The 16,949-nt window shown below is 68.5% G+C and carries 9 protein-coding genes; 4 read left to right on the top strand and 5 right to left on the bottom strand.

Annotated elements, in window-relative coordinates:
• Positions 1-26: 26 nt before the first annotated feature.
• From PSV26_RS09560 to ppc, 5 genes are all read right to left on the bottom strand, one after another.
• The gene (locus tag PSV26_RS09560) at positions 27-8,192 is read right to left on the bottom strand and encodes a glucoamylase family protein (protein WP_300570120.1); all 8,166 of its coding nucleotides are present in this window, start codon (positions 8,190-8,192) and stop codon (positions 27-29) included.
• A 4-nt stretch (positions 8,193-8,196) separates the two neighbouring features.
• A complete protein-coding gene (locus tag PSV26_RS09555) occupies positions 8,197-8,442 on the bottom strand; it encodes a hypothetical protein (protein ID WP_300514683.1) in 246 nt (81 codons plus the stop codon).
• A 298-nt stretch (positions 8,443-8,740) separates the two neighbouring features.
• Positions 8,741-8,989: a hypothetical protein gene (locus tag PSV26_RS09550; RefSeq protein WP_300570117.1), complete on the bottom strand. Its 249-nt coding sequence runs from the start codon at positions 8,987-8,989 to the stop codon at positions 8,741-8,743.
• 59 nt (positions 8,990-9,048) lie between these two features.
• Positions 9,049-9,306, bottom strand: a complete 258-nt coding sequence (locus PSV26_RS09545; RefSeq protein ID WP_366945988.1) for a hypothetical protein — start codon at positions 9,304-9,306, stop codon at positions 9,049-9,051.
• A 98-nt stretch (positions 9,307-9,404) separates the two neighbouring features.
• Entirely contained in the window at positions 9,405-12,359 is a 2,955-nt protein-coding gene (gene ppc / locus PSV26_RS09540; RefSeq protein ID WP_300570114.1) for a phosphoenolpyruvate carboxylase, read from the bottom strand.
• Between the two features lie 81 nt (positions 12,360-12,440).
• Between ppc and hemC the strand changes: the two genes are divergently transcribed.
• From hemC to PSV26_RS09520, 4 genes are read left to right on the top strand one after another with little or no spacing between them, the layout of a single operon-like run.
• On the top strand, positions 12,441-13,415 hold the full coding sequence (hemC, locus tag PSV26_RS09535; RefSeq protein ID WP_300514677.1) for a hydroxymethylbilane synthase: 975 nt from the start codon (positions 12,441-12,443) through the stop codon (positions 13,413-13,415).
• On the top strand, positions 13,412-14,221 hold the full coding sequence (locus PSV26_RS09530) for a uroporphyrinogen-III synthase (RefSeq protein ID WP_300570111.1): 810 nt from the start codon (positions 13,412-13,414) through the stop codon (positions 14,219-14,221). Before hemC ends, PSV26_RS09530 begins: the two co-directional genes overlap by 4 nt.
• A 50-nt stretch (positions 14,222-14,271) precedes the next feature.
• Positions 14,272-15,414 (top strand): uroporphyrinogen-III C-methyltransferase, encoded by a 1,143-nt coding sequence (locus tag PSV26_RS09525; RefSeq protein WP_300570290.1) that lies wholly within the window; start codon positions 14,272-14,274, stop codon positions 15,412-15,414.
• A gap of 14 nt (positions 15,415-15,428) precedes the next feature.
• On the top strand, positions 15,429-16,718 hold the full coding sequence (locus PSV26_RS09520) for a heme biosynthesis HemY N-terminal domain-containing protein (RefSeq protein ID WP_300570109.1): 1,290 nt from the start codon (positions 15,429-15,431) through the stop codon (positions 16,716-16,718).
• Positions 16,719-16,949: the final 231 nt, after the last annotated feature.

The raw sequence follows: 16,949 nt of genomic DNA, 5'->3' as shown, positions 1-16,949 counted from the left end.
AAGTAGCATCTTGGCTGCCGGTCGCCTCAGGGGCCGGCCTGCACCAGCAGGCTGGCCTGCATCGGAAGGTCGGCCAGCCGCACCACCTCACCCGGCGCCAACACGCGGTCCGGCTGGAAGCCTTCCTCGCCCGGCGCAGCGCCACGCTGCCAGCGCAACGTCACCACACGACCGTCCAGGCGCAGCGTGATCCCGAACGCAGGCCAGTGCGCGGGCACGCGCGGCGTCAGCGACAGCTCGCCCTGGCGAACCGACAGGCCGAGCAGCGTTTCCATGGCCGCGCGGTGCAGCCAGGCCGCCGAGCCGGTGTACCAGCTCCAGCCGCCGCGCCCCACATAGGGCGCTGCGCTGTAGATGTCGCCGGCCAGCACATAGGGTTCAATTTCGTAGGCGGGGCCGCGTACCGGGTGGGCGCTGCGGTGCGCCGGGCTCAGGGCTTCGAAGCTGCGCCAAGCGGCTTCGACGTCCCCGCTCAGGGCCTGCGCCATCATGGCCCAGACGCCGGCGTGGGAGTACTGGCCGCCGTTTTCACGCACGCCGGGCGGGTAGGCCTGGATATACCCCGGGTTGTTGGCGGCATGCTGAAGCGGTGGGTCCAGCAGGCGCAGCAGACCGGCGTCGTGGTCGATCAGCTGCTGCTTGACGGCCAGCATGGCCGGCGCGGTGAAGGGCTCGGTGGAGGCACCCGACAGCACCGACCAGGCCTGCGCAATCAGGTCGATGCGGCATTCGCTGTTGGCGCTGGAGCCGAGCGGCGCGCCGTTGTCAAAAAACGCACGCCGGAACCAGGCACCGTCCCAGCCGGCGTCGTGCAGCGCGGCGATCCAGCCTTGCCGTGCCTGCAGCCATTGTTCGGCGCGCGCGGTGTCGCCCCGGGCCTGGGCCAGCGGGGCAAAGTCCTGCACCACGCGGCACAGGAACCAGCCCAGCCAGACGGACTCGCCCTTGCCCTCATGGCCGACACGGTTCATGCCGTCGTTCCAGTCACCGGTACCCATCAGCGGCAGGCCGTGCATGCCCACGGCCAGGCTGCGGTCAATGGTGCGCGCGCAGTGTTCGTAGACGCTGGCCGACTGCGTGCTGGTCTGCGGCGGGAAGTAGGCGTCTTCAGCGCCCTCGGGAATGGCCGGTCCGTCGATGAAGGCCACCGATTCGTCGAGCAGGGCAATGTCGCCGGTGATGTCGACGTAGTGCGCGCAGGCATGGGGCAGCCAGAGCAGGTCGTCGGAAAAATGCGTGCGCACGCCTTCGCCGCCCGGTGCGTGCCACCAGTGCTGCACATCGCCTTCGGGGAACTGGCGCGAGGCATTGAGAACGATCTGCGCGCGCAGGCGCGCCGGGTCGGCCAGGCCGAGCGCCATGGCGTCCTGCAGCTGGTCGCGAAAGCCGAAGGCGCCGCCGGCCTGGTAGAACCCGGCCTTGGACCACAGCCGGCAGACCACGGTCTGGTAGATCAGCCAGCGGTTGACCAGCGCGTCGAACAGGGGGTCGGGTGTTCGGACCTGCACCGTGCCCAGCAGTTGCGACCACCAGGACTGCACCTGCTGCAGGGCCTGGCTGGTGTCCCGCTGTGCCCACTGCGCAGCCATCCGCTCGGCGCCGGCCCCGTCGGCCGCATGGCCGAGGATGAAGCTGAACCTCAGGTCTGCGCTGCCCGCCAGCGCGAACTCGCTGCTGAGGGCGGCGCACGGGTCGATGGCGCCGCCGCTGCGCCGCCCCAGGGTGTCGGGCAGCACCAGCTGGCCCAGCGTGTCAAAAAACTCCGCGCGGTCGCAGGTCCATTGCGTGCCCCCCGCCGCGCCCGACAGGGCCAGGAAGGCCGTGCTGCCGCCAAAACCGTCGCGGCTTTCGCGCTGCTGGGCAAACACGGCCACCCGTTCGGCGCCGTTCCAGGTGTGCAGCGTGCGCCGGTTGCCCCTGGCTTCACCCATCTGCCACTCGACCATGGCGATGGCGCGCAGCCGCCGCCGGGCGCCGCCCCGCTCGAGCCGCACGCGCACCTGCACCACCTTGATCGCGTCATGCAGGTCGGCAAAAAACGTGGTCTCCAGCTGCAGGCCGGCGTGCCGCCCCTCAAACACCGAATAGCCCTGACCATGGCTGATGCGCCAGCTGCTGGCCGGTGCGGCCAGCAGCGAGGGCGCCAGCGGAAAAACCTCGCCGCTGTCCAGATCCTGCAGCAGCCAGTGTTCAAACGCCGGATCGCGCACCGGGTCGTTCGACCAGGGGGTCACCTGGTGCATGCGGCTGTTGCCGGCCCAGGTGTAGCCACTGCCGGTCTCCGACACCTGAAAACCAAACGACGGGTTGCCGATGACGTTGACCCAGGGCCGGGGCAAGCGCTGACCGCCTGTCAGCTCGAACCGGTATTCACCGCTGGCGGCATCGAAGCCGCCCGTTGCCACCCCGGCTGCCGCGACCGGCGCGTGACCGGCCAGCGCGGTCTGCGCCACCGCGTCGCCCCGCTTGGGCAGCCAGCTTTCGCGCAGGGCCGCAACCTGCACTTCCAGCGGCCGCCCGTCGGCGTTGAGCACCACGCGGGCCAGCCCGGTCAGCGCGCTTTTTTCGCCAATGGACATTTCCTGCTCGCGCAGCAGGAAAAAACCCGCTGCCGTCGATGCGGCCTGATCGCGCGGAAAGCTGTGCTGCACCGCCTGCGTCAGGCGGTCGCGCAGCGCGAGGATGTCGCGCTGCAGCGGCATGAGGTAGGAGTTGACCTCGCTGTTGACCACCACCACATCGACCGCCATTCCGCCAAAGGCCCACCAGGGCTGGGCGCGGAGCAGGGCGTGCACCAGCGGCAGGCCGCTGGGGGAATGGATGCGCAGCAGCACGATGGGCTTGTCGCCGGACAGGCCGAAGCGCCAGAGCTGGCGCTGGTCCAGCGGCGTGCGTTCTGCCGGCCGGCCTACGCTGTACATCAGCGCCGTGCTCATGTCCTGCAGCGCCAGGTTTTCCTCAGGCGTGAGCGCCAGGTCGCGCAGCCGCACCTGGGCCAGCGTGGCGGCCATGCGGGTGGCACGCTCCACATGCATGGGCTGCAGGTATTTGTCGATGCGGGGCACCAGCTCGTCCGCCGTTTCGGCGGCCGTCGTGGCAAAACTCAGGCGCGCCAGCGCGCCCGGTGCCAGCCGCAGGGTCACGCGCAGGCTGGCCACCGGGTCCAGGCCGTTGACTGGCTGGTCCTGCGTATCAAAGGGTTGCTCGCCCAGGGCGGGCTGGTGCGCCGGGTGGTGGCGTCCGGCGAACACGCGGCGGTCGGCAATACACGCCACCGAGATCAGGTCAGCATCGGCCTCGGCCAGAAAATGCGCCACCGTCATCTGCGGGTCGCCATGCAGGCGCGGCCGGCGCGTCAGCATGAGGGCGCGCCACTGCGGCTCCCAGCGGGTCTGCACAAACAGGCTGGAAAACGCCGGGTGGGCCTCGTCGGCGCGCGGGTCGGCCAGCACCGCCTCGAAGCAGGACACCAGCTCCAGCACCCGCTCCGTGCGTCCGGTGTTGAGCAGCGTCACGGTGCGCAGCTCGGTGTCGTCTTCGGGGCTGACCAGCACGGTCAGCGTGGTGCTCAGGTCCTCGCCCTGCGCGTCGTACTGCACCCGGTCGGCCATGAAACGGGCCTGGTAGTGCCAGCCCGGGCCCGGCGCCGGCCGGGCCGTGAGCGAGCTGATAGCGGGGAGGCCGTCCGCATCGCCATGGACCAGGTAGAAAAAACTGCCGTAGCTGTCACGCAGCAGGTCATCGCGCCAGCGCGTGATGTTGCGGCCGCGCCAGCGGCTCAGCCCGGCGCCGTTGGCGCGCAGGGCGACGTTGTAATGACCGTTGGACAGCAGGTGGGTGGGTTTCCAGCCGCTGCCCAGCGGGTTCAGCTCGCGTGACTGGAACACCGGCTCGGGCGTGTAGCCGCCGGGCTCGGGCGGCGGGCGCGGGTCGGCACTGCGGACAATCTGGCGCGGGGTGTTTTCATGCAGCAGGGCCTCATGCGCACGAACCAGCGGGTCGGCGCAGAACCAGCGCCGCGGTGCATGCCTGCAAAGCACGTTGCACAGCGCCGCCAGCGCCATGCCCTGGTGGTGTGCCATGTACGCCTCAACCAGGCTGGACGCCTGGGCGTCCGACCTTTCCGGCTGGCGTGCGACGGTGAAGTCCAGGGCTTCATAAAACCCCAGCTCGCCGCGCGCGCCCAGTTTTTCCAGGCGCTGCAGATTGCGCACGGCGCCGCGCGCATCGAACAGCGTGGCCAGCAGGGTGGCGTAGGGCGCGATCACGCGGTCGGTGGGCGGGGTGCGTCGCAGCGCCAGGCGCGGCACGCCGAAAGGCGAGTACTGGAAGGCCAGCGAATGGTCCTGGGCGAAATAGCCGGACTCCGACACGCCCCACGGGAGTTGGTGCGCAACGCCCCAGGCTTGCTGCTCGGCCACCGCCGCGCGGGCCGCCGTGTGCAGCAGACCATAACCGGGCTCGGACATCAGCAGCGAGGGCATCAGGTATTCGAACATCGAGCCCGACCAGGACTTCAGGCCCGGCACCACGCCCACCGACAGGAAGGGGCGGCCGAGGGCGGCCCAGTGGCGCCGCGGAACGTCGCCCTTGGCAACCGCCAGAAAACTGGTCAGCCGGGACTCGGAGGCCAGCAGGTCGTAATAACTCGCGTCGAGCGCATGTTCCTGCACGCGCAGGCCGATATGAAACAGGTGGCGCTTGGCGTCGTACAGGCCGCGAAAGTCCATGGCCGCGTACAGGGCCTGGCAGCGCGCGGCCAATTGCAGCAGGCTGGCCTGCGCCGGCTTGCCGTCGGCACCGCTTTTCGCCAGGCCGGTACAGGCCTGCGCGACGGCCAGCAGCAGGCCGGCCAGGTTGCCGCTGTCGACGACCGACACATAGGCCGGTTGCAGCACCTCCAGCGTTCGTGTGTCGTACCAGTTGAGCAGGTGGCCGTCGTGCCGGGGCAGGCGGTCCACGCTGTCCAGCGAGGCTTGCAGCCGGCTGATGACTTCGTTCGTGCTGATCCAGCCGAACTCGCGGGCGCAGCAGATGGCCAGCAGGTACAGGCCGATGTTGGTCGGCGAGGTGCGATGCGCCAGCGTCGGCTCGGGCACCAATTGCAGGTTGTCCGGCGGCAGGTGGTTGTCCTCGGCACCGACCGAATGCTCGAAAAAGCGCCAGGTGTCGCGCGCCAGCGTGTGCAGGTAGGCCCGGTCCTCGTCGCGCAGGTGATGCGCGGGGTTAGGCGCACGCGGCCGGCTGGCCCACCAGGCGGCCAGCGGCGACACCGTCCACAGCAGGAACAGCGCTGTGCCGGCGACGGGGTGGGGGCTCCACAGTGCGGCGACCGCCAGCGCCGCGCAAAGCAGTGACACCGGTGCCTGCTGGCGCACGAAGGCGGAAAGCTCATGGCGTGCGGCGGCCTGGGCCTGGGCGGCGGTGCTCCACTCCAGCAGTCCGCGCCGGCTTACGCTCATGCGCCAGACGGAGCGCACGATGGCGTCGAGCAGCAGGGCGGCCTGCACCGGCAACTGGCTGAACTGCCAGACGGCGGCGCCCAGGGCGCGCAGCACCTCGCTGCGGCCCACATGGAAAAAATGACCCCAGGCGATGCCGCGGCGCGTCGGAACCAGGCCAGCCAGCGCGCCGAGCAGGGGACCGGCCAGCAGGGCCGCGAAGGTGACCGACAGTGCCGTGGCCAGCGGCAGGGCCGCCGTGAAAACAACGCAGGCGAGCAGGCCGACGGTGGCGGGAATGACGACCGAACGACGCAGGTTGTCGGTCATTTTCCATAACCCCAACGCGTCGATGCCGTAGTGGCTGGCGCGAGCCATGAAGGGCAGCAGTTGCCAGTCGCCGCGCGTCCAGCGGTGAATGCGCGAGGCGGCCACACCGGCGTGGTGGGGTTGCTCTTCGACCAGCGCAACGTCGCTGACAAAGCCGCAGCGCGCGATGCTGCCTTCAAGCAGGTCGTGACTGAGAATGGACCCGGTGGGCAAGCGCTCGTCGAGGACGGCATGCACCGCAGCGACATGCAGCAGGCCCTTGCCGCTGAAACTGCCGCTGCCGAACAGATCCTGGTACACCTCGGAGACGCCATTGCTGTACGGGTCGATGCCGCACTGCCCGGCAAACAGGCGGTGAAAAGGGGTGCGTTCGGCGGGTCCCGGCAACGGCGTGACCACGCGCGGCTGCAGTATGCCGTAGCCGGCCACCACGCGGCGCGAGGCGGCGTCGACCCGCGGCATGTTCAGCGGGTGGGCCGCCACGGCAACGAGGTCGCGCAGGGCGCCGGGCGGCAGGCCGGTGTCGCTGTCCAGCGTCACGATGTAGGGGATGGGGTCGGCCAGCCGCTGGCCTTCCGCCAGCGGCAGGAAGCCGTCCATGCTGCCGGTGACCAGCGAGCGCAGCAACTGTTCGAGTTTGCCCCGCTTGCGCTCCCAGCCCAGCCATTTCTGCTGGGTGTCGCACCACTGGCGCGGGCGATGGATCAGCAGAAAGCGCGTCGGCGCCCCGGCCGGCGCGGGGTGGCGTGCATTGAGTGCGTTCACTTGCGCGAGGGCTGCATCCAGCAGGTCTTTGTCACCAGGCATGGTTTCCCGCGGGGCATCCACCCAGTCGGTCAGCAGGGCAAACTGGGCCTCGCGTTCGCGGTTGGCCAGCCAGTGCAGCTCAAGCCGTTCTGCCAGTTCGCCAATCGTCGCGCTGGAGCTCAGCAGCGTCGGCAGCACCACCAGCACGCGGTGTTCGGGCGGAATGCCGGCCGCGAAATCGAGCCGCGGCAGGAAGCGGATCTTGAGCGATTCGGCGATCAGGCGGTGCATGAAGGCCGCAGCGGCTTCGGACGCCGGCCAGGCCAGCAGGAACAGCGCCGCAAGTGCCGGCCAGCTGTGCATGTCCATGCGGTGGGCTGCGGCCAGCACGATGAGGGCGGTGCCGATGACGATCGTGGTGATGTACAGCGGCAGGCGCCAGAGACGCCAGTGGCGCAAGGCGGCCGCAGGCGCGCCGCTTGCCGCCATGCCCAGGCTCGCCTCGAGGGCGGCCCGGCCGTTGCCCAGCAGGTAATGGCCGGCGGTGCGCTCCACGGCGCTTGCAGGCTGCGCATTCGGCACCGCGCGCGCGGCGGCGACGACGGCTTTGGCCACCTCACGTTCGGAATGGCGGCTCAGGCGTGCCAGCCGCTCCATGGACTGGGTGATCTGCTGGCGCGTCAGTTCGCTTTCCCGGGCAAAGCTGGGCAGCCGGTGCAGCATGCGCAGCGAGCGGCTCACCGGCTCGATCAGCTCGACCCAGTCAACCTGTCCGATCAGGCGCAGGGTGGTGATGATGTTGCCGACGGTGAGGTTGGCGGCCACCTGCGCGGTCTGGCTTTCCACCATCAGCGCCGGTCCGTCCGGGCAGTGCCGTTCGGTCCAGAGCACGAGTGAGGGCGAAATGTCCAGCTTGACCGTCGGCATGCGTTGCCACAGCTGCGTGAGGTAGTTGCGCTGCAGCCCCCGACGCTGCATCAGGTCGCTGATCGCGTCGAGGTCGGCGTCGCCGAGCCGGTCCACGCAGTCCCAGACCGCATGGGCGACTTCCCGGGCCACCTTGCTTTGTGCAATGTTGTCGGCCATGCGGCGCAGGTTCTCAAGCAGCACCACGCGCAGGGTGGTCGGCAGGGCCCAGAGCTCGCTCAGCCGCAGTTCGCTTTTCTCCTGGTAGGCGTTGAGAAAGGCGGTGAACAGTTCCGGGTTGAGCACGCTGTCGGTATGGGCGACGTAGGCCCAGGCAATGCCGTAGACGCGCGGCAGGCCTTCCAGCGGTGCGTCCGCCAGTTTGGGCAGGCTCGCGTAGTAACGCCGCGGCACGCCTTCACGGATCTGCTGCAGCTGGGCTTCGACAAGGTGAAAGTTGTCGAGCAGCCATTCGGCGGCGGGTGTCACATAGTGGCCGGTGCTCGAGGTCAGCGCCACATAGTCGTAGGCGTGGCGCAGCGCGACCAGGTTTTCCTCGACGCGCGGGAAAAAGGAAGCGCCGCGCCGCGACGGTCCGTCGGCCTGCACCGTCTGGGCCGCCGCCAGGCTGCGGCCGTGTTGTTCGAAGCGGTGGATGCCGAACAGTTCGGCGCGTATGGGCGGGTCGGCCTCCGACCGCTGGGTCAGGAGGATCTGGCGTGCGTGCGGGGTGAGGGATTCCAGCCGGTCAAGAACAGCGGCGTCCACCCCCTCAAACCACGGCCAGCAGGGCCACGCCGCAGCAGACGAAGAGGGCGCCCGTGGTCACGATGCGCGGCGACGCCGTGGCGTGCAGGGACTCCAGCGCGGCGCGCAGTGCAAAAAAGCGGCCACGCGAACGCTGGCAATCGTTCATGTGGGCGGCCAGTGCCATGAAGTCACTGCTCACGTGCTGGTTGCTCATGGAGTCATGATGGGCGGAAAGGCGGCTGACCGCCTCGGCGTGTGGCGTGGACATGGTTCAGGCTCCAATGGGGGTGATCGCCGGCACTGCCGGGGGCAATGCCGAGTGGCGTTAAAACCTATCCTAGGGTTCACCCGGGGTTGGCGCCATCGGATTTCACTGGAACACCTGTAGGAGCAGTCCGACAGTGTCGTCTGCGGGCGGATGGCCGCCGGATCTGCCGCCCGGCCTGGGCCGGTGAGAAAAAAAGAACTGTAGTCCGTGCTGTCGTTGCCGGGCAGGAAATCGCCTGGCTGCAAGCCGGAGCGAACGGGCCCGCTCCCAGGCGGGGCGGCGCTCTGATGACCCCGGCTCAGTGACCCAGGTTTGCAACCAGCGTGTCTGCCGCCTGAACGGCCTCCTCGCGGGTGGGCCAAGTCCTTTTGCTGTCGTGCAAAGGCGGCAGTGATTCCACATGAATGACCGCTATGGACCAGGGACCGTCAGGGACATGACACAGCCGGGCCATGTAGTGCCGGCCGCCCGCGATGCCAGGGACGTATTCCTCTACCGGCTCCGGTTCTTCCAGGTCTTCCGGTTCTTGTGGTTCTTCGATTCCCATCGGTGTTCTTTCCAAATCCCGATTATCCGCAACCCGACCCGCGCTTCGGCGTCCGCTGCTCAATCCTTGAGGACCACCCCCAGAAGGGCCAGTTTTTTTGCATACGAATCCCGCCGTTTTGCTGCCTTGGCGGCTGTTTCGACGGCTGCCTGAATCGCCTTGGGTCCTTTGGTTGCAGCAGCCTTGATCAATCCGGACTTATGGGCAGCCTCTGCCTGCGCCCTCCGGTACGTGGCGATGAGTTCGGCATGGGCAGCGGACGGATTCACAGGGACCTCATTGGCTAAAGCGCCATTTTTTGCGTTGTTTGCGCCCATCACCTTTGAAGGCAATCTGGATAAAAAAGGCTGCCAGCCCTTATCTGGAAAGAGCCGGCAGCTACCGAATCAATAGCAATCACAGCCCGGGGAAGACCTCAGCCGGTGTTGCGCAAGCCCGCCGCGATGCCGTTGATCGAGATGTGGATGCCGCGCTGCACACGGTCGTCGGCCTTGCCCTCGCGGTAGCGGCGCACCAGCTCGACCTGCAGGTGATGCAGCGGGTCGATGTAGGGAAAGCGGTGGCGGATGGAGCGCTGCAGGGCCGCGTTGTTGGCCAGGCGCTGCCTGTCGCCGGTGATCAGGGTCAGCGCTTCGGCCGTGCGGTGCCACTCGGCCTCGATCGCGCTGAATATTTTTTTGCGCAGGCGTGTGTCGCCGACGAGTTCGGCATACCGCGAGGCCAGCGCCAGGTCGCTTTTGGCCAGCACCATGTCCATGTTGCTCAGCAGGGTGCGGAAAAACGGCCACTGCCTGTACATCTTCTGCAGCAGGGCGAGCGCTTCCTTGCGGCTGGCCGGCGTGCCGCCCTGCTCGAGAAACTGCGCGATCGCCGCGCCAAAGCCATACCAGCCCGGCAGGGTCAGGCGGCACTGGCCCCAGCTGAAGCCCCAGGGGATGGCGCGCAGGTCCTCGATCTTCTGGGTGGCTTTTCTGGAAGCCGGCCGGGAGCCGATGTTGAGCTCGGCAATCTCGCGGATCGGCGTGGCGCTGAAAAAATACTCGGTGAAGCCAGGTGTTTCATAAACCAGCGCGCGGTAGGCAGCCATGCTGGCCTGCGACAGCTGGTCGGCGGCCTGCAGAAAGGCCTTGGTGGCCGGCTTGGTGGGCTGCAGCAGCGTGGCTTCCAGCGTGGCGGCGACCAGGGTCTCCAGGTTGCGCCTGCCGATTTCCGGGTTGGCGTATTTGGAGCCGATGACTTCGCCCTGCTCGGTCAGGCGGATCTGCCCGCGCACCGTGCCCGGGGGTTGCGCCAGGATGGCCTGGTAGCTGGGCCCGCCGCCACGCCCGACGGTGCCGCCGCGGCCGTGGAACATGCGCAGTTGAATATTGTGCGAGTTGGCGAGCTGGTCGAACAGCTCGACCAGCGCGATCTCGGCGCGGTACAGCTCCCAGTTGCTGGTGAAGATGCCGCCATCCTTGTTGCTGTCCGAGTAGCCGAGCATGATGTCCTGCTCGGCGCCGCTGCGCTGCACGAGTCCGGCGACGCCGGGCAGGTCATAAAACTCCCGCATGATGGGGGCGGCATTGCGCAGGTCTTCAATCGTCTCGAAGAGGGGCACAACGATCAGGTCGCTGGTGGCACCGCTGTCCGCCGCGCCGCCGGCCCGCCCCGAGGCGCGGCCACCCGCCCTGGGGGCCGCGACGGACCCGGAGGTCTGGGCGTGGGAGTCGTTGAGGATGCCGTGCATCAGGCCCACTTCCTTTTGCAGCAGCAGCACTTCAAGCAGGTCGCTCACCGTTTCAGTGTGGCTGATGATGTAGTGGCGGATGGCTTCCTTGCCAAAACGGGCACGCGCCGTGCGGGCGGCCTCGAAGATTGCCAGCTCGCCGGTGGCGTGCGCCGAGTAGGTGGTGCCGACCACACGCAGCGGCCGGGCGTCGTTGAGCAACTGCATCAGCAGGTCCCGCTTGGCCATTTCGTCCAGGCCCTCGTAGTGGGGTTCGATACGCGCGACGGCGAGCAGCTCGGCAACCACTTCCTCGTGTTTGTCGGAACTCTGGCGCAGGTCCACCGTGGCCAGGTGAAAGCCGAACACCTCGACCGCACGGATCAGCGGGTGCAGGCGCTGCGCGACCAGCGCGCCGCCGTGGTTGGCTTGCAGCGAGCCTTCAATGGTGCGCAGGTCGGCCAGGAAGTCCCCGGACGTGAGGTAGGCGTTTTGCGGCGCCACCGCATGGCGCGCGGCCTCGGTGCCGGTGAGGTCTTTCAGGGTGGCGGCCAGCCGTGCATAAACACCGGTCAGTGCGCGGCGGTAGGGCTCGTCCTGGCGGTGTTCGTTGGTGTCGGGCGAGCTTTCGGCCAGCGCCCGCATCTGCGGCGTGAAGTCCACCAGCATGGCCGACAGCGAGAGTTCGCCGCCCAGGTAATGCACCTCGGTCAGGTAGTGGCGCAGCGCCACTTCGGCCTGGCGGCGCAGGGCGTAGTTGAGGGTGTCCGCGCTGACATGGGGGTTGCCGTCCCGGTCACCGCCTATCCACTGGCCCATGCGCAGAAAGCTGTGCACCGGCTGGTTGCCCAGTGCGCGTTCGAGGTCGGCGTAGATTTTGGGGATTTCGCGCAGGAAGGTCGATTCGTAATAGGTGAGCGCGTTTTCGATCTCGTCGGCCACCGTGAGTTTGGTGAAACGCAGCAGCCGGGTCTGCCACAGCTGCATCACGCGTGCGCGCAGCTGCGCCTCGTTGGCGGCGAGTTCGCGCGGCGTCAGCGCGTCGCGCGCCGCATGGACGGCCAGGGCCAGCGCCTTGATTTCGTCGCGCGCCGTCAGCAGCTGCGCGATGGCACGCTCCGCGTCCAGGATGCTTTTGCGTTGCACCTCGGTCGGGTGTGCGGTGAGAACCGGCGAGACAAAACTGTGGGCCAGCATGTTTGCTATTGTTTTGGGAGCTATTCCCGCCCAGCGCAGGCGGGCCAGCGCCACTTCGATGCTGCCTTCCTGGGTGTCGCCGGCACGTTCGTGGACGGCGCGCCGGCGGATATGGTGCCGGTCCTCGGCCAGGTTGGCCAGGTGGCTGAAGTAGGTGAAGGCGCGGATCACACTGACGGTCTGGTCGCCGGACAGGCCCTTGAGCAGCTTCTTGAGGGCCTTGTCGGCCTCGTGGTCGGCGTCGCGGCGAAAGGCGACGGACAGCTTGCGCACTTCCTCGATCAGTTCATAGGCGGCCACCCCTTCCTGCTCGCGGATCACGTCACCGAGGATGCGGCCCAGCAGGCGGATGTCCTCGACCAGCGGGCGCTCGTTGTCCCTGCTTCGGGCGCGCGTTCGTTCACCTTCTCTGGCAGTTCCCCCGGCTTGTTCCTTGGGGGGGGTCGCACGCGCCGTCGTTACCATGGTTCACCTCGTGTTGGCTCTTGTTTTGCAGTGCAGCATGCTAGCATCCGGGCACCCCCCAAGATTACAAACAGGTTACGAGTGAGCGCAGCTTCTTCCCCTTCTCCCCGCGTTGTCATTGCCACGCGCGAAAGCCGGCTCGCCCTGTGGCAGGCGGAACACGTCAAGGCCTTGCTGGAGACCCGCCTGGGCTGGCAGGTCGGGCTGCTGGGCATGACCACGCTGGGCGACCAGATCCTGGATCGCTCGCTGAGCAAGGTCGGCGGCAAGGGGCTGTTCGTCAAGGAACTGGAAACCGCGCTGCTCGACGGACGCGCCGACCTCGCCGTGCATTCGCTCAAGGACGTGCCCATGGACCTGCCCGCCGGCTTCGCCCTGGCCTGCGTGCTCGAGCGCGAGGACCCGCGCGATGCGCTGGTGTCGAATCACTTTGCGTCGCTGGACGCGTTGCCGCCCGGCGCCGTCGTCGGCACCTCCAGCCTGCGCCGCCTGGTGCTGCTCAAGGCCTTGCGGCCGGACCTGAAAATTGAACCGCTGCGCGGCAACCTCGACACCCGACTGCGCAAGCTCGACGAAGGCCAGTACCAGGCCATCGTGCTGGCGGCCGCCGGCCTGAAGCGTCTGGGGCTGGCGTCCCGCATCCGCTGCGCCTTCGATCCGGCGGAGATGCTGCCGGCCGCCGGGCAGGGCGCGCTGGGCATCGAGGTGCGGGCTGACCGGCAGGATCTGCTGGACGCGCTGGCCACGCTGGCGCACCAGCCGACCTGGCTGGCCGTGACGGCCGAGCGCACCGTCTCGCGCGCCATGGGCGGCAGTTGTTCGATGCCGCTGGCCGCCTTCATCCGCGAACCGCAACAAGGCGACGAGATGACCCTGCAAGCCGCCTGGGGTGAGCCCGGCGCGGACGGACAGGGGGTGGCCGGCCAGCCGCTGGTGCGTGCCGAACACCGTGCGCCGGTTCGCAGCTTCGCCGACGCCGAGGCCCTGGGTGAACGCGTGGCCGCTTCCCTGCGTGCCGGCGGCGCCGTCTGGGCCGCCAATGCGCCACAGCCTTGAACGCTGTGCGTGTCATCGTCACCCGGCCTGAGCGCGAGGCTGCCGGCTGGGTGCAGGCACTGCAAACGCACGGCCTGCAGGCCGAAGCGCTGCCCCTGATCGAAATCGTCGCGCTGGCCGAAACACCGGCCCTGCAGCAGGCCTGGCGCGAGATCAACGCTTATGCGGCCTTGATGTTTGTCAGCGGCAACGCCGTGGACGGATTGTTTACGTCAAATCAGGCTGCAGCCCTTTTGCACAGGGCGCAAGCAGCTCCTGATTCAGTAGCAAGCACAGGGCCACGCTGGCTGGCGCCCGGCCCGGGCACGGTGGCTGCGCTGCGCCGGGCCGGCGTGCCCGACGCGTTGATCGACGCCCCTGCGGCAGACGCCGGGCAATTTGATTCCGAAGCCTTGTGGGCGGTGGTTGGCCGGCGCCACTGGCAGGGCCAGCGTGTGTTGATCGTGCGCGGTCAGGGTGCAGGCCAGGACGGGGCGGGCGGTGCCGGGCGCGACTGGCTGGCGCAGAAATTTGTCGCAGCAGGCGCCCGTGTCGATGTGGTGGCGGTGTACCAACGCCGCGCGCCGGAGTTCACCGAAGCGCAGCGCCGGCGCATCGACGCCGCGACGCACGACGGCTCGGTCTGGCTGCTCAGCAGCTCCGAGGCGCTGGCCCACCTGCCGGCAGGCGACTGGTCGCGTGCCCGCGCTGTCGCCACCCACCCGCGCATTGCCGAAGCGGCGCGTGCCGCCGGTTGGGGTGTTGTTGTTCAGTCACGGCCGGAGATAACAGACATCGTGGGCTCGATAGAATCAATGTCACCATGAGCGACAGCGAACCCGTCCCCCCTCCCTTGCCGGTGCCAGCCGCGGAGCGCGTGTCGGCGGCAGAACGCAGCGAAGGGCCGCCCCGAGCAAGTTCAGCCCCATTCTCAAGTGAAAGGGGCAGCGAGTCGCCGGAGGCTCACGCAGTGGGGAGCGTGGGGTCCAACCGTCGCTGGTTGCTGGTGACCGGGTGGGTGGCTGTCGCCGGCCTCGTTCTCGGCATCCTGCTGTGGCAAAAGCTGGGCACCATCCAGGAAGAACTGGCGCGGCGCAGCACTGATTCGGGCGCGCAGGCCATCGAGGCCCGCACGCTGGCGCGCCAGGCGCAGGAAGGCACGCGTGAAATGACGGCACGGTTGGCGCTGCTCGAGACGCGGCTCAGCGAAGTGAGCCTGCAGCGCACTCAGCTGGAAGAACTGATGCAGAGCCTGTCGCGGTCGCGCGATGAAAACCTGGTGGTCGATGTGGAGTCCGCGTTGCGGCTGGCCCAGCAGCAGGCCCAACTGACGGGCAGCGCCGAGCCACTGCTGGCGGCGCTCAGATCAGCTGACCAGCGGCTGGCGCGCGCCGCGCAGCCGCGCCTCAATCCGCTGCAGCGCGCCATTGCCCGGGACGTGGAGCGCATCAAGGCCACCACCGTGACCGATGTGCCCGGCCTGCTGCTCAAACTCGACGAGCTGGCACGTGCGGTGGACGAGCTGCCGCTGGCCAACGCCATGGTGACCGGCGCAGCCGCCGCCCGCCTGGTGGCGCCCGCGGCTGCACCCGCGCCGGTCCGCCCCGCCTCCGCAGCCGGCACTTCCATGGCCTGGCTGGACAGCCTGGCGCTCCGGGCCTGGTGGCAGCGCACGCTGCAGGGCACGCTGGACGAAGCCCGCGGCCTGCTGCGGGTGAGCCGCATCGACCAGCCCGACGCCGCCCTGCTGGCGCCCGAGCAGGCGTTTTTCCTGCGTGAGAACCTCAAGCTCAAACTGCTCAATGCACGGCTGGGCCTGCTTTCGCGCCAGACGGCCAGCGCCCGTTCCGACCTGGCCGCTGCCGGCGCCTCGATGGCGAAGTACTTTGACCCCGCGTCGCGCAGGACCCAGGCGGCAACCCAGCTGCTGCAGCAGGTGCAAAACCAGATGAAGTCCAGCGAGCTGCCGCGCCTGGACGAAACCCTGGCCGCGCTGGCCACGGCGGCCGCAGGCCGCTAGCAGGGGAGCAGGTCATGCGCAGCGCTCTCTGGCTCCTGGCCCTGTTCGGCATTGCGGTGGCGGTGGCGCTGGTGGCCGGCAACAACCAGGCGGTGGTCACGCTGTTCTGGCCGCCGCACCGTGTCGACATTTCCTTCAACCTGCTGGTGCTGCTGCTGGCCGGCCTGTTCACCCTGCTGTACCTGGCGTTGCGTGCCGCGGTGGCGGTGTTTTCGCTGCCGGCCGAGGCCAGGCGCTGGCGTGCCCAGCAAAAAGAGCGCGCCATGTACGCCGCCTTCATGGACGCGTTGTCGCACCTGATGGCCGGGCGCTTTATCCGCGCGGCCAAGCTTGCGCAGAACGCCATCACCCAGGAAAAAAGCCTCAGCCTGCTGGCCCAGGCCTCCGGCCATGTCGGCGGCTACAGTCCGGCGCGCGCGACCCAGCTCCGTTTGCTGGCTCACCTGCTGGCCGCCGAAAGTGCGCAGGCCCTGCAGAACAAGGCCGAGCGTGAAGAGCAGCTGCAACAGGCGCTGGAAGTCAGCAGCCACCGGATTGCCCAGGAGACCCGTGAAGGTGTGCAGTTGCGCGCCGCGCGCTGGGCACTCGATGACCGCGACCCGGTCGGCGCGCTGGAGCTGCTCAACCAGTTGCCGCAGGGCGCATCGCGCCGCACCCTGGCGCTGCGCACCAAACTGCGTGCCACGCGCCAGGCCGGGCAGATTTCACAGGCTCTGGAAACCGCGCGCCTGCTGGCCAAACACCGGGCTTTTTCACCCTCTGCGGCGCAGAGCATTGTCCGCGGGCTGGCGCTCGAGCTGCTCGGCGGCGCCCATGATCCGGCGCAACTGCAAACCGCCTGGCAGTCCCTCGACGCCGTTGAGCGCGCCATGCCCGAGCTGGTGATCCATGCCGCCGCGCGGCTGATGGCCCTGCACGGCGACGCCGACCTGGCCCGCAGCTGGCTGCTGCAGGTCTGGGAGCCGGTGATGCGGCCGCACTCCGAGGTCAGCGACTCCCAGCGCATCAAGTTGATCCGGGTGCTCGAGCAGGGGCTGGACTCCATCGACGCCGCCTGGCTGGCGCGCATCGAGACCGCGCAGCAGCTGCGGCCGCGTGATGCCAATGTCCAGTACCTCGCTGGCATGGCTTTCCTGAAGCGCCAGCTCTGGGGCAAGGCCCAGCAGCTGCTGTCCCAGGCCGTGCTGGCCCTGCAGGACGGCACCCTGCACCGCAATGCCTGGCGCGCGCTGGCACTGCTGGCCGAGCAGCGCGGTGATGCGGCGGCTGCGGCGCAGGCTTACAAGCGGGCGGCCGAGGTTTAGTTTTTCTGCCCGTTCGGGCTGAGCCTTTCGAAACCGTTTCCCTCATGCGTTGGGGGTTTGCCAGCAAGCCGGGGGTTGCCCGGCGGCAACTCACTTTTCTTTTGCGTCGCCAAAAGAAAAGTAAGCAAAAGAAAAGGCGACCCTGCTGTCTGCGTCCCTCCGCTTCGCTACGGGCGACCTGCGGTGCTCGGTCCAGCCGGGGCCGGGCTCGAACTCGCTGCGCTCAGACAA

It is taken from the genome of Polaromonas sp. (assembly GCF_029945685.1).
Lineage (GTDB): Bacteria > Pseudomonadota > Gammaproteobacteria > Burkholderiales > Burkholderiaceae_C > Polaromonas.
This window is presented reverse-complemented; position numbering and strand designations above follow the sequence as displayed.